General features: G+C 46.7%; 15 protein-coding genes. 14 read left to right on the plus strand and 1 reads right to left on the minus strand.

The window, feature by feature from the left end:
• Positions 1–8 precede the first annotated feature (8 nt).
• The 8 genes from tssH to AC3ISQ_RS05595 all read left to right on the plus strand — a co-directional run bounded on the left by tssH (position 9) and on the right by AC3ISQ_RS05595 (position 13,327).
• The gene (tssH, locus tag AC3ISQ_RS05560; RefSeq protein ID WP_489351290.1) at positions 9–2,660 is read left to right on the plus strand and encodes a type VI secretion system ATPase TssH; all 2,652 of its coding nucleotides are present in this window, start codon (positions 9–11) and stop codon (positions 2,658–2,660) included.
• A complete protein-coding gene (locus AC3ISQ_RS05565; protein ID WP_489351292.1) occupies positions 2,657–5,014 on the plus strand; it encodes a type VI secretion system Vgr family protein in 2,358 nt (785 codons plus the stop codon). Before tssH ends, AC3ISQ_RS05565 begins: the two co-directional genes overlap by 4 nt.
• Before the next feature lie 9 nt (positions 5,015–5,023).
• The gene (locus tag AC3ISQ_RS05570; RefSeq protein WP_489351294.1) at positions 5,024–7,396 is read left to right on the plus strand and encodes a hypothetical protein; all 2,373 of its coding nucleotides are present in this window, start codon (positions 5,024–5,026) and stop codon (positions 7,394–7,396) included.
• 103 nt (positions 7,397–7,499) lie between these two features.
• Positions 7,500–8,339 (plus strand): hypothetical protein, encoded by an 840-nt coding sequence (locus tag AC3ISQ_RS05575; protein WP_489351296.1) that lies wholly within the window; start codon positions 7,500–7,502, stop codon positions 8,337–8,339.
• A gap of 445 nt (positions 8,340–8,784) precedes the next feature.
• Entirely contained in the window at positions 8,785–10,287 is a 1,503-nt protein-coding gene (locus tag AC3ISQ_RS05580; protein WP_489351298.1) for an EF-hand domain-containing protein, read from the plus strand.
• A gap of 28 nt (positions 10,288–10,315) precedes the next feature.
• Positions 10,316–11,490 (plus strand): IS3 family transposase gene (locus AC3ISQ_RS05585; protein WP_489349540.1). Its coding sequence is split into 2 segments (ribosomal slippage): positions 10,316–10,580 and positions 10,580–11,490, totalling 1,176 coding nucleotides; the frame shifts between segments, so codons are not numbered across the junction.
• Positions 11,484–12,395 carry a hypothetical protein gene (locus AC3ISQ_RS05590; protein ID WP_489351300.1) on the plus strand — a complete coding sequence of 304 codons (912 nt, stop codon included), beginning with the start codon at positions 11,484–11,486 and terminating at the stop codon, positions 12,393–12,395. Before AC3ISQ_RS05585 ends, AC3ISQ_RS05590 begins: the two co-directional genes overlap by 7 nt.
• 2 nt (positions 12,396–12,397) lie before the next feature.
• Positions 12,398–13,327 carry a hypothetical protein gene (locus tag AC3ISQ_RS05595; protein WP_489351302.1) on the plus strand — a complete coding sequence of 310 codons (930 nt, stop codon included), beginning with the start codon at positions 12,398–12,400 and terminating at the stop codon, positions 13,325–13,327.
• A gap of 49 nt (positions 13,328–13,376) precedes the next feature.
• Here the strand turns inward: AC3ISQ_RS05595 and AC3ISQ_RS05600 are convergent, their stop codons facing one another.
• Positions 13,377–13,904: an IS1 family transposase gene (locus AC3ISQ_RS05600; RefSeq protein WP_489351304.1), complete on the minus strand. Its 528-nt coding sequence runs from the start codon at positions 13,902–13,904 to the stop codon at positions 13,377–13,379.
• 651 nt (positions 13,905–14,555) lie between these two features.
• On the opposite strand from AC3ISQ_RS05600, the gene AC3ISQ_RS05605 reads away from it, so the two are divergent.
• The 6 genes from AC3ISQ_RS05605 (at position 14,556) to AC3ISQ_RS05630 (ending at position 22,862) form a co-directional block, all read left to right on the plus strand.
• Positions 14,556–16,913, plus strand: a complete 2,358-nt coding sequence (locus AC3ISQ_RS05605) for a type VI secretion system Vgr family protein (protein WP_489351306.1) — start codon at positions 14,556–14,558, stop codon at positions 16,911–16,913.
• A gap of 14 nt (positions 16,914–16,927) precedes the next feature.
• The gene (locus AC3ISQ_RS05610) at positions 16,928–19,831 is read left to right on the plus strand and encodes a hypothetical protein (protein WP_489351308.1); all 2,904 of its coding nucleotides are present in this window, start codon (positions 16,928–16,930) and stop codon (positions 19,829–19,831) included.
• Positions 19,828–20,688 carry a hypothetical protein gene (locus tag AC3ISQ_RS05615; RefSeq protein WP_489351310.1) on the plus strand — a complete coding sequence of 287 codons (861 nt, stop codon included), beginning with the start codon at positions 19,828–19,830 and terminating at the stop codon, positions 20,686–20,688. The genes AC3ISQ_RS05610 and AC3ISQ_RS05615 overlap by 4 nt, the downstream gene beginning before the upstream one ends.
• A 369-nt stretch (positions 20,689–21,057) precedes the next feature.
• Positions 21,058–21,752 (plus strand): IS1 family transposase gene (locus AC3ISQ_RS05620; RefSeq protein ID WP_489351311.1). Its coding sequence is split into 2 segments (ribosomal slippage): positions 21,058–21,322 and positions 21,322–21,752, totalling 696 coding nucleotides; the frame shifts between segments, so codons are not numbered across the junction.
• A gap of 48 nt (positions 21,753–21,800) precedes the next feature.
• On the plus strand, positions 21,801–22,187 hold the full coding sequence (locus tag AC3ISQ_RS05625; RefSeq protein WP_489351313.1) for a hypothetical protein: 387 nt from the start codon (positions 21,801–21,803) through the stop codon (positions 22,185–22,187).
• A 411-nt stretch (positions 22,188–22,598) separates the two neighbouring features.
• Positions 22,599–22,862, plus strand: a complete 264-nt coding sequence (locus AC3ISQ_RS05630) for a PAAR domain-containing protein (RefSeq protein ID WP_489351315.1) — start codon at positions 22,599–22,601, stop codon at positions 22,860–22,862.
• Position 22,863: the final 1 nt, after the last annotated feature.

Consider the following 22,863-nt stretch of genomic DNA (forward strand, 5'->3'; position numbering starts at 1 on the left):
ACGAATTGATGACTTACCCTTCCGCACAGCTGTTACGTCGACTCAACCCGTATTGCGCGCAGGCGCTGGCCTCGGCGGCCACGCTGTGCCAGACCCGCGCTCATGCTGAAATCACCCTCGAACATTGGTTACTCAAACTGCTGGAGCAGGGCGAAGGGGATATCACGGTGATTGCCCGCCGCTACGAGTGGGACATGGATGCGTTGTGGCAAGGACTGCTGGCACATCTGGAGACCTTACCGCGCAGCATCAAGGGCAAACCGCAGCTGTCGGCCAAATTACAGCGGGCCATTCAACAGGCGTGGATGGACGCGTCTCTACAAGCGGGCAATGAATCAATACGCTCGGTGAATCTGTTCGCCGCCTTAATTAATCAATCCTCCCTGTTAGAGAGCGATGCGGTTTGGCCATTATTGAGCCTGAGCACGGTGCAGTTGCAACGTTTGCAGCCGTTGCTGGATGCGCAATCCGAAGAACGGCCAGAGGTGCAACAGCAGGCGGAGCTTGTCGTCCCCGGTGAACAGATTGACAGCCCAACCTCCCTGAATACGCCGCCACATGGGCTAGGGGATGCTTTGCAAGCGGCACTGGATAAATTCACCCTCGATGTCACCGCCAAAGCGAAAGCCAACCAGATTGACCCGGTGTTTGGGCGTGATACTGAAATCCGCCAGATGATCGACATCCTCTCGCGCCGCCGTAAAAACAACCCGATTTTGGTGGGTGAGCCGGGCGTGGGTAAAACCGCCTTGGTCGAAGGATTGGCGCTGCGGGTGGCCGAAGGGAATGTGCCGAGTAGCTTGAAAAACGTCAGTGTGCGCACGCTGGACTTAGGGTTACTGCAGGCCGGGGCAGGTGTAAAAGGCGAGTTCGAACAGCGGCTGAAAAACGTGATTGAAGCGGTGCAGCAATCGCCGGAGCCGGTGCTGCTGTTTATCGACGAAGCGCACACCATCATCGGTGCGGGTAATCAGGCAGGGGGAGCCGATGCGGCCAACCTGCTGAAACCGGCGCTGGCGCGTGGCGAACTGCGCACCATCGCTGCGACCACCTGGAGTGAATATAAACAGTATTTTGAGCGAGATGCAGCGTTAGAGCGCCGTTTCCAGATGGTGAAAGTGGATGAACCGGATGATGCCACCGCTTGCCTGATGCTGCGCGGGTTAAAGAGTCGTTATGCCGAGCACCACGGCGTGCATATTCAGGACGCCGCAGTACAGACGGCGGTCACGCTATCACGCCGTTATCTGACCGGTCGTCAACTGCCGGACAAAGCGGTCGATTTGCTCGATACCGCCAGTGCGCGGGTGCGCATGAGTCTGGATACCGAGCCAGAGCAGTTGGTACACATCAAAGCCGAATTGGCGGCATTAGCGATGGAGCAGCAGGCGATTGAACAGGACGTGGTGCTGAGCGCCGTCGCCCATCCGGCGCGGTTGGCGGATATCAGCGACCAGTGTCACAGCCTGCAACAACGCCAAACCCAGTTGGAAACGCAATACCTACAAGAGCGTGAACTGACGGAGCAACTGCTGGCGGCGCGAATGGATATCAGCCGTGCCGCTGAACGTGCCGATTTGCAGCGGCAATTGACCGAACTGCAAGGTCTTCAGCCGTTGTTGTCGCTGGATGTGGATGCACGCACGGTCGCCACGGTGATTGCCGACTGGACCGGCGTACCGCTGGGCAGTTTGCTGAAAGATGAACAGGCCAGCTTGCTGCAACTGGAGCACCAACTGGGCGAGCGGGTGATTGGGCAGGAAGCGGCGTTATCGGCACTGGCGCAGCGACTGCGTGCCGCCAAAACCGGCCTGACGCCAGAGAACGGACCGTTGGGGGTATTCCTGTTAGTTGGTCCAAGTGGTGTCGGTAAAACGGAAACTGCCCTCCAATTGGCGGATACGCTGTTCGGTGGTGAGAAGTCGCTGATTACCATCAACCTAAGTGAATACCAAGAAGCGCACACCGTTAGCCAGTTGAAAGGCTCCCCACCGGGCTACGTCGGTTACGGGCAGGGCGGTATCCTGACAGAAGCGGTGCGCAAGCGTCCGTACAGCGTTGTATTGCTCGACGAAGTGGAAAAAGCCCACCGCGATGTGCTGAACCTGTTTTATCAGGTATTTGACCGTGGCTTTATGCGCGACGGTGAAGGGCGCGAGATTGATTTTCGCAACACCGTTATCCTGATGACCGCCAACCTCGGCAGTGACCCGCTGATGGCGTTGCTGGACGAACAACCGGAGGCGACAGACGGCGAGTTACACGAACTGCTGCGCCCGATACTGCGCGACCACTTCCAACCGGCACTGCTGGCGCGTTTCCAAACCTTGATTTATCGCCCGTTGGATTCAGTCGCCATGCGCACCATTGTCGGCATCAAACTGGCTCAGGTCAGCCAACGTTTGCAGCGCCATTACGGTATTTCCACCCATATCGGTGATAGCCTCTATGACACCCTCACCGCCGCTTGTCTGTTACCGGATACCGGCGCGCGTAATGTCGACAGCCTGCTCAATCAGCAAATCCTGCCGGTCCTGAGCCAGCAATTATTAAGCCATATGGGTGCACAGCAAAAACCATCATCCCTATCGCTAAATTGGGATGAAGAGGAAGGGATTGTGCTGGCATTTGATGAACCGATTGAAGGATTGCGACCATGAATGAGTCCCTGATTAACACTGGGTCTAGTTTGGTAAAGCAATTACTGGGTCAGTCACGCTATCGGATGGATGTGCATGGCTGCGCGGATTTTCTGGATGTGCTGCGTTTCAGCGCGGTTGAGTCTCTCAGTCAACCTTGGCGTTATGAGGTGTCTGTCACCTGTTCTTCGCCGGATATTGTTTGCGATACCTTGCTGCTGAAACCCGGCTCGTTCACGCTCCAGACGCCGATGTTTACCGGTGCACCTGCCGTGCCGGTGCGTACCGTCTTCGGCCTCGTTGAATCGTTCCGCCGGGTGTCCACTTCGAAAGAAGACACCGTTTATGCACTGACCTTGGTGCCGCGTATTGCTCTGCTGGCACGGACTAAGGGTAGTGAGGTTTTCCTCAATCAGTCTGTTATTGACGTTGTGGAGCAGGTGCTGCGTAAGCATGGGCTGGAAGGGCCAGACTTTGAATTTCGTCTGTCACGTGACTATCCGGCGCGGGAGCTGATGACTCAGTGGCGGGAAACCGACTTGGCGTTTGTTCAGCGTCTGCTGGCGGAAGTGGGTATTTTCTGGCGCTTTGAGATGGACAGCCGCCGAGAGCAAGATGTGGTGATATTCCAAGACAGTCAGGAACAGTACCAGTTTGGTGTGACCGTGCCGCTGCGTAACCCGGCCGGGATGAGTGACAGTGGGCAGGAAAGTCTCTGGGGTATTCATACGGCATACAACGTCGTCAGTGGCAGTGTTGCGACGCGGGATTACAACTACCGTCAGGCGCTGATACCGCAGGACAGCGCGGAAAGTCTCAGTGGCAAGGAAGGCATCACCGCCGGCGAGACCTACCATTATGCGGAGCCGTTTCTGTCAGAAGGGGATACCGAGAGCCCGGAAACCGGAGCGTATTTTGCCCGACTGCGTCATGAACGTATTCTGAATGCGCAATACCGCGTCAGTGGACGCTCCTCCCGTCCTCATCTGGCCCCCGGGCAGGTGTTGGAAACCGACAGCGGCTTGCCGGATGCAGTAAAAGACGGCATTGTCATCACCACTGTTCGCACTAGTGGTTCACGTAAAAACAGCTTCCAGCTTGAGTTTGAAGGCATTCCTTACAGCGAAACGGTTTGCTTTCGTCCGGCATTGCTCAAGCGACCGATAATCTCCGGCTCTTTGCCCGCACGTGTTGAGAGTAGTGAGAAAAACGACATCTACGCGCACTTGGACGAGCAGGGACGTTACCGGGTGAAGCTGGACTTTGACCGTCACAGCCGCGAACAGGGGTATGCCTATCTGTGGCTACGGATGGCAAAACCTTATGCGGGTGATACCTATGGCTGGCATGCGCCATTACTCGACGGTACGGAAGTCTCGGTGATGTTTGACAGCGGCGACCCGGACCGCCCGTATATTGCCTACGCGCAGCATGATTCTGAACACCCCGACCATGTCACCAGCGACAACCACACACGTAATCTCTGGCGCACGCCGACGAACAACAAACTGCGCATGGAAGATAAGCGGCAGGAAGAGCATATCAAGCTGGCGACGGAATACGGTAAAAGCCAGCTCAACTTAGGGCATCTGGTTAATGCTCAGCGTGAACAGCGGGGCACGGGTTTTGAGCTGCGCACGGACGAATTTGGCGCCGTGCGAGCGGGCAAAGGTCTTTTCCTGACGGCAGATGAACAGGCCAAAGCGCAAGGGCCGGTGCTGGAGATGATGCCGGCTGTTAACCAACTCAACCAGGCCAACAGCCAGATGCAGGCATTGAATGGAGCTGCAGAAAAGGCGCAGACGTTGACGTCAGATATCAGCACGCAGTTGAATCTGGTGAGCGACAGGCTGAAAAACCTGCAGTCTGCGGTGTTACTGACGAGTGCACCACAAGGCGTGGCACTGACCTCCGGCGAGCATCTTCAACTGACCAGCACCGGTAACACGATGATTAACGCTGGCCAGCACCTTGATATCGGCGCAGTCAAAAACCTGTCGGTGACGGTAGAAAAGGCGCTGGGGTTGTTTGTACATAAGGCGGGTGCGAAGCTGGTTGCGAATCAGGGGACGGTGGAGATGCAGGCGCAGCACAACACCATGGCGTTAGCTGCGCAACAGCAGGTCAGTATCACCAGCTGTGATGGAGATATTGTTATTAGCACCCCAGAAACATTGACGTTGAATGGCGACGGCTCATATCTGAAGCTGAGTCAAAACGGGATAGAGCACGGTTCGGCGGGGGACTATATCGTGAAGGCCGCGGATTATTGGGTGACGGGTAAAGGGGATTCTCTGAAAGGTATAAGCCAGACCTTTAATAAGAATACGTTGGAACTCGTTTCACCACGGCGGCAAGGAAAGTTTTCACGCTAAGGAACATTCATGAAGATCTGTTACCCCTTTAGAAACACCAATGGACAGGAATTTCGTTCGCAAGATGAGGTGATGCGACTTATTGACGCAGAGGCGCACGGTTCCTGGTTATTGGGCGCGAATGGGTTGTGGCATGGCGGAATACATATCAGCGATATCACGCAACCTTTCTCTGCGCTGAATCCGGATGCGATCAATATGGGCGATCCGGTTCCCCTGCAATTTATGGCAGACGGGATCTTGGTGGCTTACCGGTTGAACCGTGATTACCTTACGGCTCCCTATTGTGGCGAAGAATTGCGTTTCAGCAGTACATTTGTATTGGTGAAATCGACGTGCATGCCAGACCTAGAACAAGAAAGCACTTGGCTGGATTTCTACAATCTGTATATGCATTTGGCTCCGGCATCGGATTATCCGGCTTCTCCTTGTTACAAAGTAAAAGCCGGTCGTACCAATATTTTGCTCCGTAATTACATCAAAGGACAAAATGGCCTGCCGGAAGGTGAGGATAGTGGAGAATTCGGCACTTATGCGGCATCGAGCAACAGTAAAAAAAGGCTGAACGCGGGCGAACGGGTGGTCTCATCTCGTACCGGACGTTTTTACGTCAAAAAGAATGGGCAGACATCACTCGTTACTTTTGGGCTTGTACGGCTACTGAAGGGTAAGCGTGCAAGTGATAAACAGTACTGGGTGACGCTAGATCCTGAACTGATGGAGCCGGATGGTGAAATTGCCGATCTGATGCCTGCGTGGATGATTAAGGCGCAGGATAAGGGAGAGTTTAACTCGGTAGTCCTGACGGACGAAACTGACGAGTGGAAAGTCAGCGCCGGAACGCCGGTGGGTTTTATGGGATGTATGGAGTCACCCGGCATAAGAGGAGGACTGGTTGACAAGGATTGGTTTGTACACCTTGAGGTGCTGAGTGCCGATCCGAGAATGCCGAGATTTTTGTCTAACCCAGGTGATGTAAAGGGAGAAAAGAGATTTGTCAGCGCCCTGAAGGGCAAGCAGCTCTATATCCGACAGGGAGAAGGGGAGCCGGAAGAGTTTGTGGCAACCACAACGGATCTTGGGAAACAGTGCCTCCTGCCCAGAGATTCCACCACCCCAGTCCAAGATGAGGCTACCAAATGGTGGTACAAAGTGTCAGGCAGTGGCTGGCTACCACAGGACAATGTGGAGGAAATTGGGCAATATGACCTGTTGAAACAGGGATTTCAGCCGCTGGAGGAAAGCAGCAACGGCGATATGATGAACAGCCCTTATGAAAATTGGGTACCGGAAGTTTTCGGGAAAATAAGTCGTGCGGCAGAGCAGGGAAATCATCAGTACAACCTAGTACCGAAGTTTTACCGTGACTTGATGGTGAAGATGGACAGTAACCGTGATGGTAAAGTGAGTGCTGAAGAAATCAGGCAAGCGCTGACGGTGAGAGACTCGCTGGTGAGAGAGGTAGTAAACAGGCTGGTAGTGAAGCACCACAGTGAATGGTTTGGAGGTCGTTCGACGGGTAGGTGGGAAGGATTTTATAAAGACCTTGATGTGCTAGAGACACAATACTGTGAGAAGTGGCAAGGGGATATGGAATGGATGAGCAAAGTAGCCCCGTTTAATCAGGGTGAGCCCGTGTGGCATTTTCATCCGGTGGTGTTTTTGGAGGCTTTTAAAATACAGATGGATTGGTTCGATATTGAAGCGTTTATCTCCAAATATAAAGAGCAGCATCATATTGTTTTTGGTTTCTACGAACGTGGTAATAAAATAAATATCCCTCAACTAAATCAAGAGTCTGAGATTTCATTACGAAGTCTTTTATATGAAATGAAGTCCCAATATTATAACTATTTTGACTCATTCAATGAGAAATTTGTCGCCTATATGTTAGCGACAGTAAGAATAGAATCATATGACTTCAGAAGAAGTGTGTTCTTTAAACCAATAAGTGAGGGTATCTCATATGAGCAAGCAGAACATGATTATGGTTCTGGCCCAACTGCGACTAATAGACGTAGAGCTATTTTGAACCATAATGCGAGTATTGGTGATGGTTATCGGTATAGAGGACGAGGGTTAGTACAGTTAACATGGAAGATTAATTATGAAAAATTCATGAAGGTAACTGGAGCTGATATTGTAACTAACCCAGACTTTTGTCTTGAGGAAAATACAGCAGTGTCAATAATGATGAAAGGAATGAGAGATGGTGTGTTTAGAACTGGACATACTCTCGATGGTTATTTGGGGGGAGGGAAAAGAGACTATTTTAATGCTAGATTAATTATCAATGGCTATAGTCGTGGGATCCCAGACAAAGCGGGTGAATTTCAAGATTTTGCGGAGCTTTTTGAGGTTATAATAAATGAATCCATGTAGATGTCTTGGTGTTTTTTGTTTTTTTCTATTTTCTTTGCATGCATATGCAAATGGTGATCTTGAAAATGTCTACTGTTACAGTGGTAATAATTCAGAGTGCAGTGTGTTACTTGAAAAAAATAATGAGGTTGACCAAGTAAACTATAGTGTATCATTAATTGATTCAGTCAGCGGAAGTAAAATATTTCCAGAGTCAGAGATGAATAGCACTATGGAAAGTGTATCACTATATAAGGTAAATGAGAAATATGCTTTATTGAAAGAGAACTTTGGCAATGAAAGATCAATGGAGTTGTTAACCTTTCGATATATTAAGGATGTGCTGGGTAATGTGAGGTATTATTACTTTGAAAGTTCTATGAATTTTAAAAAAAGAAAAAAAGAATGGTCAGGTGAACAATGTGATTTAAAACATAATGCATTACCGAAAAGTGATGAAAAATCTTTACTGGTAAGATTCTCATCTATATGTGAAAGTAAACTAACGCTTCCATATAATAACAGTTATGCTGGTAATGATATGTTTTTTGATATTGCAAAAATTTCAGATGGAATGCTTAAGGGGAATATGACTTTAGTAGCATTGGATTCAAAAGATACAGATTCCATTAGCACTGATGATTTAGGTTGTAAATCTAATTGTGAACTCGTTATTAATTCGGCTGACTATATAGGTAAGTTGAATGGTAAAATTAGAATTAAACTTCACCTTGATTTTGAAGGCGACAATGCAACTGGATATTACTATTATGATAAAATCAAAGAAAATATAAAGTTAGTTGGAAAGAAGAGTGGTGATAATATAAATTTAACTGCATATGTGAAAAATGGAATGGAGTTATTTAATGGGCAGGTTAATGATGGTCAGTTTAAAGGTGAGTGGAGAAATGCTGATAGAAGTAAAATCTATCCATTCTCTTTATATCTAATGCTAATTCAATGATCTAATTTGTTGTCAGTTAATAGTGGTCAAAATGGTTATAATGATAGGTTCTAAAGTGTCTTTTTGATAAATAGATCATTTAAAGTAAAGCAATTAAGTGAAATTTTCGCATGTTTTTTTGTTTTTTATTGTAATGCAGAAATAAAGAAAATAGCGCTATGTTAGCAACAAGCGAGCTTATCTTTATTTTCATCAAAACGGTACCTTGATATCGGTGCGATGAAAAACCTATCTATTGATGCTCAATGGCGACGGCTCATATCTGAAGCTGAGTCAAAACGGGATAGAGCACGGTTCGGCGGGGGACTATATCGTGAAGGCCGCGGATTATTGGGTGACGGGTAAAGGGGATTCTCTGAAAGGTATAAGCCAGACCTTTAATAAGAATACGTTGGAACTCGTTTCACCACGGCGGCAAGGAAAGTTTTCACGCTAAGGAACATTCATGAAGATCTGTTACCCCTTTAGAAACACCAATGGACAGGAATTTCGTTCGCAAGATGAGGTGATGCGACTTATTGACGCAGAGGCGCACGGCTCCTGGTTATTGGGCGCGAATGGGTTGTGGCATGGCGGAATACATATCAGCGATATCACGCAACCTTTCTCTGCGCTGAATCCGGATGCGATCAATATGGGCGATCCGGTTCCCCTGCAATTTATGGCAGACGGGATCTTGGTGGCTTACCGGTTGAACCGTGATTACCTTACGGCTCCCTATTGTGGCGAAGAATTGCGTTTCAGCAGTACATTTGTATTGGTGAAATCGACGTGCATGCCAGACCCAGAACAAGAAAGCACTTGGCTGGATTTCTACAATCTGTATATGCATTTGGCTCCGGCATCGGATTATCCGGCTTCTCCTTGTTACAAAGTAAAAGCCGGTCGTACCAATATTTTGCTCCGTAATTACATCAAAGGACAAAATGGCCTGCCGGAAGGTGAGGATAGTGGAGAATTCGGCACTTATGCGGCATCGAGCAACAGTAAAAAAAGGCTGAACGCGGGCGAACGGGTGGTCTCATCTCGTACCGGACGTTTTTACGTCAAAAAGAATGGGCAGACATCACTCGTTACTTTTGGGCTTGTACGGCTACTGAAGGGTAAGCGTGCAAGTGATAAACAGTACTGGGTGACGCTAGATCCTGAACTGATGGAGCCGGATGGTGAAATTGCCGATCTGATGCCTGCGTGGATGATTAAGGCGCAGGATAAGGGAGAGTTTAACTCGGTAGTCCTGACGGACGAAACTGACGAGTGGAAAGTCAGCGCCGGAACGCCGGTGGGTTTTATGGGATGTATGGAGTCACCCGGCATAAGAGGAGGACTGGTTGACAAGGATTGGTTTGTACACCTTGAGGTGCTGAGTGCCGATCCGAGAATGCCGAGATTTTTGTCTAACCCAGGTGATGTAAAGGGAGAAAAGAGATTTGTCAGCGCCCTGAAGGGCAAGCAGCTCTATATCCGACAGGGAGAAGGGGAGCCGGAAGAGTTTGTGGCAACCACAACGGATCTTGGGAAACAGTGCCTCCTGCCCAGAGATTCCACCACCCCAGTCCAAGATGAGGCTACCAAATGGTGGTACAAAGTGTCAGGCAGTGGCTGGCTACCACAGGATAATGTGGAGGAAATTGGGCAATATGACCTGTTGAAACAGGGATTTCAGCCGCTGGAGGAAAGCAGCAACGGCGATATGATGAACAGCCCTTATGAAAATTGGGTACCGGAAGTTTTCGGGAAAATAAGTCGTGCGGCAGAGCAGGGAAATCATCAGTACAACCTAGTACCGAAGTTTTACCGTGACTTGATGGTGAAGATGGACAGTAACCGTGATGGTAAAGTGAGTGCTGAAGAAATCAGGCAAGCGCTGACGGTGAGAGACTCGCTGGTGAGAGAGGTAGTAAACTGTTGTGGTTCACTAATCCCGGACACCTCGAAAGCCTGTTAATGTAACAACAGCTAATTGAGGGTTCCAAATGACCAAACAACGACAAACCAAACGACGGTTTTCTCCAGAATTTAAGCTGGAGGCGATTGAGCAAGTGGTGAAATACCAACTTCGGGTGCTGGATGTTGCCCGCTCACTTGAGCTGGATCCGAGCCAGTTACGTAAGTGGATAAAGCAGTATCATGCTGAATTACAGGGGGTGACGCCTGTGGGGGTCGCATTAACTCCAGAGCAGCGTGAGCTCCAGAGCCTGAGGGCTCAGGTCACGCGTTTGGAGATGGAAAAAGAAATTTTAAAGCAGGCGGCCGTGTTGATGAGCGAGATGCCCATCAAGTCTATACGTTAATCACACGGCTGAGCCAACAGTGGCCGGTGAGCGAGTTATGTCGCCTATTTAAGGTATCACGCAGTGCATATTATGCCCGCCAGCAACAGGGCGTTGACGTTGAACGGTTACGATTACGTAGTCGAATACGTGAGTTGCATGCCCAGAGCCGGGGTGCTGCGGGTAGCCGAACAATCAGCCGGTTACTCTGCATGGAAGGACATCAGGTAGGACGTTGGCTGTCACGTCGTCTGATGCAGGAATGTGGACTTGAAAGCAGCCAGCCGGGTGCTCATCGTTATCGGGTATGCCGTGAAGAGGCTGTCGCTTCACCCAATATAGTCAAGCGACAGTTTGCCCCGGAAGAGCCGAACAAGTTGTGGTGTGGAGATATTAGCTTCATTCGCACTGGAAGTGGTTGGAGCTATCTGGCTGTAATAATAGATTTGTACTCTCGGCGAGTTGTCGGTTATGCAATGTCGTCGAGCCCGGATGCGGAGTTGGTTTGTCGTGCCTTGCGTAACGCACTGGAAGTCAGACAGCCGATAGGCAGATTGATATTTCATTCAGATCAGGGAAGTCAGTATAGCAGTAAGAAATATCGGCAACTGTTATGGCGTAACGGAGTAATACAAAGTATGAGTCGACGAGGGAATTGCTGGGATAATTCCCCGATGGAAAGGTTGTTCCGCAGCCTGAAAAGTGAGTGGGTGCCCCGTGAGGGTTATAGGGATATTAACCATGCGATACGCGATATTAGCGATTGGTTGAGCGACTATTATAACTGTCGTCGCCCTCACAGCTATACCGGGGGAGTTACACCGGTTGCCTATGAAGAACAGTGGAAAGAGGCTATGAAAGTGTCCGGTATGTGTTGACCACAACAAACAGGCTGGTAGTGAAGCACCACAGTGAATGGTTTGGAGGTCGTTCGACGGGTAGGTGGGAAGGATTTTATAAAGACCTTGATGTGCTAGAGACACAATACTGTGAGAAGTGGCAAGGGGATATGGAATGGATGAGCAAAGTAGCCCCGTTTAATCAGGGTGAGCCCGTGTGGCATTTTCATCCGGTGGTGTTTTTGGAGGTATTTAAAATATCAACAGAGTTAATTAATGTTGAAGCTTTCCTTGGACTATATGAAAAAGAACATGTTTCATTCTCACCGAATACACCAAAATTGAATCAGGGTTCAAAAAATAATCTAAGAAAATTATTGATAAGTATGAATGATTTTTATTTAGACTCAACGGAATATAAGCCTAACTTATATCGACTGTCTTATATGCTAGCAACAGCAAGACATGAGACATATCATTTCACTACGGGTGAGTATTTTAGTGAGCAACCAGAGGTTGGAAGTATGAGTTATTTTAATAAATACGACCCTGTACTTGCTGAAACACAATCATGGAAAAACAGAGCCATAGCTAATGGAAATACTCAACAGGGCGACGGATATAAATATCGAGGGCGAGGTTGTGTCCATCTCACGTGGAAAAATAACTATCAGAAAGCGAAAGATAAATTTGGACCAGACTATATAGACCAGCCAGATCTCGCAGGTGATTTCAAACATGCGGTGCCAATTATGGTTTGGGGAATGGAAGATGGCATATTTACAGGTAAAAAGGTTTCATCATATATCAACAATGGTGGAGTAGATTATGAAAGTGCTAGAAAGGTTATTAACGGTAATGATCAAAAGGTTTTAATAGCATCTTACGCTAATAAATTCCAATCTATTTTAGAAAAAACATCTTCTGTCCCTACGGAATTCTAGATATGAACAAGTATACGGCTATATTGATGGTCGCTTTAACTGGTCATTCAATGGTTGTTTTTGCCAAAGATACAGTGACATATGGATATGATAAATCAAATAATGAGATTTATGCGCAAAATGGTAAAAAAATAGGGATATTGAAATTTGAGGAAGATTATACAGGAAACCCCTCTTATTCATTCGATTTTTTTTCTAGTGCCCCAGCGATTATAGCTGATGGACAGTCACTACATGACTCCACTGTTTATGCTACCCTAAATTACAGTAATGATAAATTTAACATCGATTGTTTATATTCTAACATTAAAAGTAAAAAAAATGGAGTGTTGGTAAAGGAGGGGGTTTGTGGGTTAAATATTATATCGCCGGAAAGATATTCTGATTACATAGATCAGAAGGTTAACGAAATTGAAACCGTCATGGACTCTACGGACACTAGCTTAATATTAAATGGTAATATGGCTTACCTACCAATTGTAATCTATAATAGCAAAAATGAATTATTATATAAACTGTATAATAACAAGCAAGCAATGTTGGATGATAATTACTCAATTCTATCTGTAACTAACAATGGTGAGTGTAGGGTTTTTGCTAATAACCCATGGGTTATATATAACATTCAAAACCCTCAACAGACAGAAATAATGTCTGAGGAAATTTCCAATGGAAATATTGAACTAAAAAAAGCAGTTCCAAAGGCCTCAGAAACCAATGAGTGTTTATTATATCCTGCGATTTACATTAAGAAGTCTAAATCTTTTTTTTATGATTCATTTTTTAATGTAAAAAAGACATATCTTATTAGAAATGATAAAGTTAATTTGTTATCTGTAAGCGTAGATGGTAAGTGGTGTAAGATCAGATATATCAACAATAAAAACATATCTACTGACAGCAATATTCTGTGTTCCGATTTAAGTATTTAGCCTTTGGTTATAAAATTGTTAGCTTAATAAAAAATGGTAATACCTCCAATTAGTAGAACATGTATTTTTCAATAAAGGCCCCGATGACTTTTTCATGGAGTTCGATAGAGCGTGAGAAGCAGATTGTTTTACGGGTGAGGCGTTTTATTCGGGTGCGCAGCGTCAGGTTGTTTCGTTCAATGCGCTGAGTAAAAATTTTGCCGGTCAGATGCTTCTCTTTCGGTACTTCTCTGGCATAACTGCCCCAGTCATCACTGGTTATCATGCCAATACTGAGAGGAGCCAACAACGCCAGTAAATCCCGGCAGGTTTCATCCGTACGGGGACCGAAGGTGTAGGCCACCACGCCGTCTGTTTTGGTGTTATACGCGTACCAGAGCCAGTGTTGTCGGGCTTTACTGCCAACGAAACCCCATTGTTCATCAAGTTCGCAGATGAGGGCCCCATAAGTATAAGTGAGCAGAAATACGCGATGGCATTCACGGCATCGAAAGCGGTCACGACCTTTAGGATTTTGTCCATAACGATAAACCAAGGCTGACTGATAACGGGGGCAATGAATGGTGATAGTGGCCACTGAAGAACCTTAAAAACCTGTATTTTCCATGAACCTCAACTAATTGGAAGCATAACCCTATTTCAATAAAACTTCCTGAAGATGCACTGAGTGCGCTGACAAAAATACCTTATGTTTTTTATGATCTCACAAAAGGAAAGGGTACTTTCATTAATGGTGGGCTTCTTTGGGAAAATTATCCTTATAAGTTAAAGCTTGCAGATAATAAAAAGGATATCACTGTTAGTGGATTAGGTGATGTTTCTGGTGTTTTGTATAAATCAGCTTGGGTTGCGGTTAGTAAAGACAGACTGATTAATGAGATTAATTTACAGAATCTGGAGTCAGCAAGGGACGAATATGATGAAGTTGACGCGCATTTAAATGCTATCTGGAAAAAATTACCTGATGCAATTAGAAATTCGATGAAGGTGACCCAATTAAGCTGAGTCAAAAAAAACAACTAAATGTGGAAAGATAAGTGATGCGAATTTGGAGTCAGTTGTCATTGATGCACGAATTAAAATACTAGAGTGTCAGACAGCAATGACTAGGGATAGAGTTAGTTTTTTGAGCAATAACAGTAATTAAATGTTGACTTAGGTTTGCAGCGTAATTTTCGTAGGAAAAAAGATTGCTGACCTTTAATTAATAATGTAAAGGAAAACATCAATGAATGAACCCTCGATAAATAACGCTGCCAGTCTGGTAAAGCAATTACTGGGTCAGTCACGCTATCGGATGGATGTGCATGGCTGCGCGGATTTTCTGGATGTGCTGCGTTTCAGCGCGGTTGAGTCTCTCAGTCAACCTTGGCGTTATGAGGTGTCTGTCACCTGTTCTTCGCCGGATATTGTTTGCGATACCTTGCTGCTGAAACCCGGCTCGTTCACGCTCCAGACGCCGATGTTTACCGGTGCACCTGCCGTGCCGGTGCGTACCGTCTTCGGCCTCGTTGAATCGTTCCGCCGGGTGTCCACTTCGAAAGAAGACACCGTTTATGCACTGACCTTGGTGCCGCGTATCGCTCTGCTGGCACGGACTAAGGGTAGTGAGGTTTTCCTCAATCAGTCTGTTATTGACGTTGTGGAGCAGGTGCTGCGTAAGCATGGGCTGGAAGGGCCAGACTTTGAATTTCGTCTGTCACGTGACTATCCGGCGCGGGAGCTGATGACTCAGTGGCGGGAAACCGACTTGGCGTTTGTTCAGCGTCTGCTGGCGGAAGTGGGTATTTTCTGGCGCTTTGAGATGGACAGCCGCCGAGAGCAAGATGTGGTGATATTCCAAGACAGTCAGGAACAGTACCAGTTTGGTGTGACCGTGCCGCTGCGTAACCCGGCCGGGATGAGTGACAGTGGGCAGGAAAGTCTCTGGGGTATTCATACGGCATACAACGTCGTCAGTGGCAGTGTTGCGACGCGGGATTACAACTACCGTCAGGCGCTGATACCGCAGGACAGCGCGGAAAGTCTCAGTGGCAAGGAAGGCATCACCGCCGGCGAGACCTACCATTATGCGGAGCCGTTTCTGTCAGAAGGGGATACCGAGAGTCCGGAAACCGGAGCGTATTTTGCCCGACTGCGTCATGAACGTATTCTGAATGCGCAATACCGCGTCAGTGGACGCTCCTCCCGTCCTCATCTGGCCCCCGGGCAGGTGTTGGAAACCGACAGCGGCTTGCCGGATGCAGTAAAAGACGGCATTGTCATCACCACTGTTCGCACTAGTGGTTCACGTAAAAACAGCTTCCAGCTTGAGTTTGAAGGCATTCCTTACAGCGAAACGGTTTGCTTCCGTCCGGCATTGCTCAAGCGACCGATAATCTCCGGCTCTTTGCCCGCACGTGTTGAGAGTAGTGAGAAAAACGACATCTACGCGCACTTGGACGAGCAGGGACGTTACCGGGTGAAGCTGGACTTTGACCGTCACAGCCGCGAACAGGGGTATGCCTATCTGTGGCTACGGATGGCAAAACCTTATGCGGGTGATACCTATGGCTGGCATGCGCCATTACTCGACGGTACAGAAGTCTCGGTGATGTTTGACAGCGGCGACCCGGACCGCCCGTATATTGCCTACGCGCAGCATGATTCTGAACACCCCGACCATGTCACCAGCGACAACCACACACGTAATCTCTGGCGCACGCCGACGAACAACAAACTGCGTATGGAAGATAAGCGGCAGGAAGAGCATATCAAGCTGGCGACGGAATACGGTAAAAGCCAGCTCAACTTGGGGCATCTGGTTAATGCTCAGCGTGAACAGCGGGGCACGGGTTTTGAGCTGCGCACGGACGAATTTGGCGCCGTGCGAGCGGGCAAAGGTCTTTTCCTGACGGCAGATGAACAGGCCAAAGCGCAAGGGCCGGTGCTGGAGATGATGCCGGCTGTTAACCAACTCAACCAGGCCAACAGCCAGATGCAGGCATTGAATGGAGCTGCAGAAAAGGCGCAGACGTTGACGTCAGATATCAGCACGCAGTTGAATCTGGTGAGCGACAGGCTGAAAAACCTGCAGTCTGCGGTGTTACTGACGAGTGCACCACAAGGCGTGGCACTGACCTCCGGCGAGCATCTTCAACTGACCAGCACCGGTAACACGATGATTAACGCTGGCCAGCACCTTGATATCGGCGCAGTCAAAAACCTGTCGGTGACGGTAGAAAAGGCGCTGGGGTTGTTTGTACATAAGGCGGGTGCGAAGCTGGTTGCGAATCAGGGGACGGTGGAAATGCAGGCGCAGCACAACACCATGGCGTTGTTTGCACGGCAGCAGATCACGGTGACCAGCAGTGACGATGAAATCGTTATCAGTACACCGCAAACCCTGACGCTGAACGGTGGTGGTTCGTACCTGAAATTAAGCCAGAGTGGGATAGAGCATGGTTCGTCCGGTGACTTCATTATGAAAACGGCTGGCTACCTAGTACCTGGTGCAGGTAGTCGTTTGCCTCTGGAAACACCGGACTTTAAAAATACCGAAGTGAAGGTCATCACTAAAAATTCAGCCAAATGGGTCAGTGAATAACAGGGAGGTCATTTATGCCAGCAAAACTACCTAAATTCAGTTATCCGGTCCCGTCGAATAAAAAGGGCCAGGTGTTTGCTTCTACTGAAGCACTGTTGTCCGTACTGAGTGGTGAAAGTTCGGGGCAATATCTCGTAGGCAGTCAAGGGATGTGGCACGGCGGTATTCACATTACGGACGCCACCATACCCTGGTGCGCGCTGAGCACCGACAGTGAGGTGGAGAAAGCGTATTACAACAATACCCCTTACAAAGGGGAGCAGTTCATTCGTTGTATGGCGGATGGTGAGATTGTCGCCTTTCGTGTGTGTAAAGATTATGAAAGTACCGCGATTACGTGGCGTGATGAAAGTTTGCATCTGTCCACGTCATTTGTGCTGGTGAAGCACACTCTTCAGCCGGGCGATACCGCAGACAGTGGACTGACGTTTTATACCCTGTACATGAACCTGGCTCCTTTTAGCGCTTACCGCCAACAAGGGGGAGAGCTTGACCGGAAGACGGCAGGCTCTCAACGATATTACGCCAGTGTGGACGACACACAAGCAGGCACTGTTGCCGGTTCGTTGGTTAAAGATACCAGTCTGACCCTGAGTGACAATATCATTACCCGAGCCAGTGACCGTCGCCAGTTCACTGAGGTAACGCTTACCACGGAGACGAAAAACGCTGCGGGAGCAACCTTGGCTGCGGGGAGCAAAATTTGGACGGTATCTGACCAGGGTTCCCTGAAAGCCGCATCGTCAGCCCCCGTCCCGTCCTGGTGGGCGAAATGCGCCCCCGTTTATGGTACACAACCTCCAGGTAAAGTGAATTGCACCGCCCGTACAAATTGGTCGTATTACTTGAGCGGTGACGATGTGCTGCAAAGAAAAAAGGCGGGTGAGCTGTCGGTGGGGTTCCCGCTGAGCTATGAGCCAGAAAATACTGCACAGCAGGTCACTCGCCCGGTTAAGGGCACGTCGGATGCGCCTCAGACGGAAACTGTGAATACATTCAGTCTGGTCACGCTGGGGCAGGATGTTAAAGGGAAAAAACACAAAAAAGGTGACCGTGTTTGGGTCGTGTCTGATGGTGACAGTCTCACTCCCGTCACACCGGCATCGTCTGGGGCACAACCGGTGTTTGGTGCGGTGGTCAAACCCGAACCACCTGTGGCGATGAGTGCCGGTGACAGCATTGGGCATATGGGTTTTTATCAGTTACCGGAGGAGAACGGCAAACGTTCACGTTACCAGGTGCATATTGAGTGCCTGAGTCTGGATGACATGGCGAAATTTATCACCAACCCGGCGAAGGTGGGCGAAGAAGAACCGGCGTTTGTGAAGTACCCAGAAGGCGCGACATTGTTTATCAAAAATGCCGAAGGGCTGATGGTGGACAGCACACGTAAAACTCGGACGCAGGGGATTGTTACGCGCTTAAAGGTACCGATGGAAGAAAAGGACGGGCAACCAGCGTATTACCAGATACACAAAGAGGGCGGCTGGCTGACTGCTGCTGACATTCAGAAAATATCGCAGTATGCGCTGGCAGACCGGGGTTTTGTGACGTTGGATAAGGCAGGGGCAAGCTTTGACTTGATAAACGGCACCCTGCAACCGGATAACATTGTGAAGGTTATTCTGGAGCAATTGCAGCAAGCCGCGCAGGCAGAAACCCGTACCAGCCACGCCCTGAACCAGTACAACTACCAACGTCTGTTGGAGCAGATTGACAGTAATAAAGATGGCCACTATTCGGAAGAAGAATATCTCCAGGCGATTCAGAACGTCTCTTACCGTGACCGTTTGCAGCGTATTATCGCGAAACACGCCAGCGAGTGGTATTACGGCAAGGATGAACCATTGTGGAAGAATTATCTCGATACGCTGACTAACGATGCATCACACTGGAAAACGTATCTGGAAACGTTTATTGAGAAAATGAAGTGGATGAAGGACGTGCCGGGACTGGGAGCGGAACCGTGGCATATGCATCCGGTGGTGTTTATTGATGTTTTTTATAGTCAATCATGTGAGTGCGAAAATTTATATGCTGATAAGTTTAAAGTTACCAAATATGGTGAGGTTTACGGTCCGATTTATAAGGGGGAGATAAGTCTGAAAAATTATTCTCGCTGGGATTTTCTTGTTTCAACAGAGAAAATAACCTTAGATGAGAAAGAAATACTGATTGCAATGTCAGAAAATGAAGGGAATATGGATGCTATACAATCCTACGATAGTGAAGTAATTACTGCTGGTGCCATGCAGAAAACAGTAAAGGATTATTTTAAACCTAATTCTACTCCTGTAGTTGATCTTAGAGGAAAAGGTGAATTATCCGCGCAGTTTTCAAAATTTAGAGATTTACATTTTGAATTATACAGTAAATATGCAGTAAGCTGTGGTTGGACTGTTGAAGGTACAGGTTCGTCAGCAATTATTTACTATAACGACACCATACTTACTGGTGGTGAAAAAATAACCTCCGCCGAGTTGAAAACTTTGATAAGGCAAGGTAGTAGTAGAACCACATATGGGGAGGTCGTTCATAATAAACCTCTTGCTGCATTACTTAAAATAATTTCACTTCCTGAGTATCTTGATCTACAGGTGTTAGATTTTATTGATAGACTTCATAGTGCAGAAAATAATGCTGTAACTTCTAATGCCAGTATCAGCGATTTTGTTAAGAGTAAGTTTGGAAGGGCTGTTGTCCTAGATCACTCGGTGAATAGACCTGGTTATGTGAAGAAAGATTTCAAGAAAGCTATGGATAACTTTTACGAAACTTATCCAAAAGTAAATCGAGATCCAACTCAGTGGGGAAATGATTTTGATAAAAATGAAAGTAATTTACTGGAGGAGTACAAGTTAACTAGAAGGATGACGGATTCAGTAAATAGATTCAACTCATTAAAGGCTAAGTTATGAAATTAAATTTTTTCGTTAGAACTATTGTTTTTTTATCTATGATTATCCCATCAGTGGTTTTTTCTGATGTTATGATAAACTCATCTTTTGGAACAAAAATAATTTTCTCTGATAAAAAGAATGGAGAGCATTATGATCCTTATTCTTGGGGGGGGTTATCGTTTCAAGACAGCAAAGAGAGGGTTGATCTGAGTATAAAAGGTCGTTATTTCACTGAGGATGGCTCATCTAAATTATCACCATCCGGGAAATATTTAGTCGTAAATAGTATATCTGGAGGGTACGTAGAATTTGCTGATGGAAAGAAAGAATATACTGATAAAGCACATTGTAGTGTTGTTGATATGAGAAACGGCTGTTTTATAAGTGACTGGGATGGAGAGGCTTGTGGATATGATTGGAAAAAAAATGAAGATATACTGATAAGTTCAAACTCACCAGAAGCTGATACATTTGATTTTCTTTCTCTAAGACCCACAATAAAAAGCATGGAAAATAACTTATCATCACTTGATGGAAATGCAGTTAGGAGTTACTTGCGATGTGATGCACCAAATAAAGAAAACATTAACACTTACCAGCAGCTGGTAAAGATAAATAGAGAATCAAAAAAAATAATTGTTGACTACATTGTTAATTATTTAAACAGTATTGACGTGTCGGTAACGGTTAAGGCGAAAACGTATTTATTCCCTTCGCCTAATAATAACAGTCAAGCTAAAGCTTATCTTGTGCCAGGTGATAAAGTAAAAGTAATAAAAACTTCACCTGATAATAAATGGGTGAACATCGGATATATCAACGCAAAAGGTATACCTCTTGTTGCATGGATCATGTCTAATACCTTGGGAGAGTGAATTGTCTTTGAGGTTTTATTGTTTTTTACAGTTGGTTTTTTCGTGCTGACGAAGTCGTCACTAAGGAAATGTCATATTCGATAATAAGAGTTGTCAATCGATATGATTAATACTACGATGATCGGTTTAATAATCTAGAAAGATTTTTACATGAAGGGGTTTTTAATGAGGTTTTTTAGTGCATTAATCATGTTTTTATTTTCCATAGCTATAAATGCCTATGCAATCGATTATGAGTTGAAACCTGGGATGGATGATCTCGATGGTGTTAAGTATTTTACATTGTTCGTGAAAGATAATGATAGAAATATTGGTAATGACTCCAATTAGTTGAACTTGATGTATAATACTCGCTTTTGAGGTCCTCTCATGGCCAGCGTTAAGATTCATTGCCCCCGTTGTCAGTCTGCTCAAGTTTACCGCCACGGTCAGAACCCTAAAGGCAATGACAGATTTCGCTGCCGTGACTGCCATCTCGTGTTTCTGCTCATTTATGCCTATGAAGCCCGTAAGCCGGGTGTCAAAGAGCAGATCACCGAAATGGCGTTCAACGGTGCCAGTGTTCGTGATACCGCAAGGACGCTGAAAATCGGCATTAACACCGTCATTCGCACTTTAAAAAACTCGCGCCATGACGAATAACATCATCTCCGGTTGCTCATGCTGACGTAGCACTTATCTGCGAACTCGATGAGAAATGGAGCTTTGTCGGCAGTAAAGCCCGTCAGCATTGGCTCTGGTATGCATACAACACCAAAACAGGCGGAGTCCTGGCCTATACATTTGGCCCCCGTACTGATGAAACCTGCCGTGAACTACTGGCTCTACTCACCCCTTTTAATATCGGAATGATAACCAGCGATGACTGGGGTAGTTATGGCAGAGAAGTGCCGAAGGATAAGCATCTAACCGGAAAAATATTCACTCAGCGTATTGAGCGTAACAACCTGACACTGCGTACACGCATCAAAAGACTCACTCGCAAAACTATCTGCTTCTCACGCTCTGTTGAGCTGCATGAAAAAGTCATTGGTGCCTTTATTGAGAAATACATGTTCTACTAATTGGAGGCATTACCGTCTTGTTTTATCTATCACAAATTATTAATGGAGATGAAAAAGCAGCTTTCTGTAATCGCCCTTGATAGTAAAGATACTGATGCTATAAACTTAAATGATATTGGTTGTTTAAGTAATTGTGATATAAGTTCTAACTCGATTAATTATATAGGGAAGTTAAACGAGGAAATCAGAATAGACCTGCACCTTGAATATAATGCTGATGATGTTTATGGTTTTTATTTTTATGAAAAAATGAAGAAAAAAATAAATGTAACTGGTCGTCGGGACGGTGACGGATTAATTCTGTCAGCCTCTGTCCCTGAGGGAGTAGAAACGTTTGATGGTTTGTTAGAAAAAGGGCAGTTTAAAGGAATATGGTCAAATGTAGCAGGGGATAAAAAATACTCCTTCGCCTTTTATATGATGTTAATCCAGTGAGTAACAGGAGGTTAAATTATTCTGGGGGGACTGACTGCGATGACACTAGCATCGTCCGGGGCACAGCTGGTGTTTGGTGATGTGGTCAAACTCTAATCTCCTGTGGCGATGAGTGCAGGTACAGTATTGGGCATATGGGTTTTTATCAGGTATCGGAGGAGAACGGCAAACGTTCATGTTACCAAGTGAAATTTCCTTAGTTATAAAATTTAGTAGTGAATATGAAGTTATTTAATATTTAAGAAACTCTCTATGGTTGGCAACTATTAAAGGTGGTTTATGTTTGCTTTTCTCTCTCTCATATTCAACCTCGAAGGGTACCCAGAACGTTGCATGGGTTATGCCTGATTCCCTGAAAATAAATATTCCGGATGTTTTATTCGGCCTGACAATATATTGATGGAGGCACAAATGCTGCAAATTATTCGCAAAGGTGATAAGACCACTCATGGTGGAACCGTATTAACTGGCTCTGACAAAATGAAATTTGGTGGAGTGGGCGTTGCCCGTAAAGGTGATGAAGTTTCCTGTCCGGTATCCGGACATGGACCAACAAAAATCATCGAAGGCAACCCGGACTATCTGGATAACGGTATCCCTGTTGCTTTCCAGGGTCACAAATGTGGTTGTGGCTGCACACTTATTAGCTCCTTTCCGGCTGCAAAGGTTGGTTAAT

This window comes from Serratia sp. KH_031, assembly GCF_057839655.1.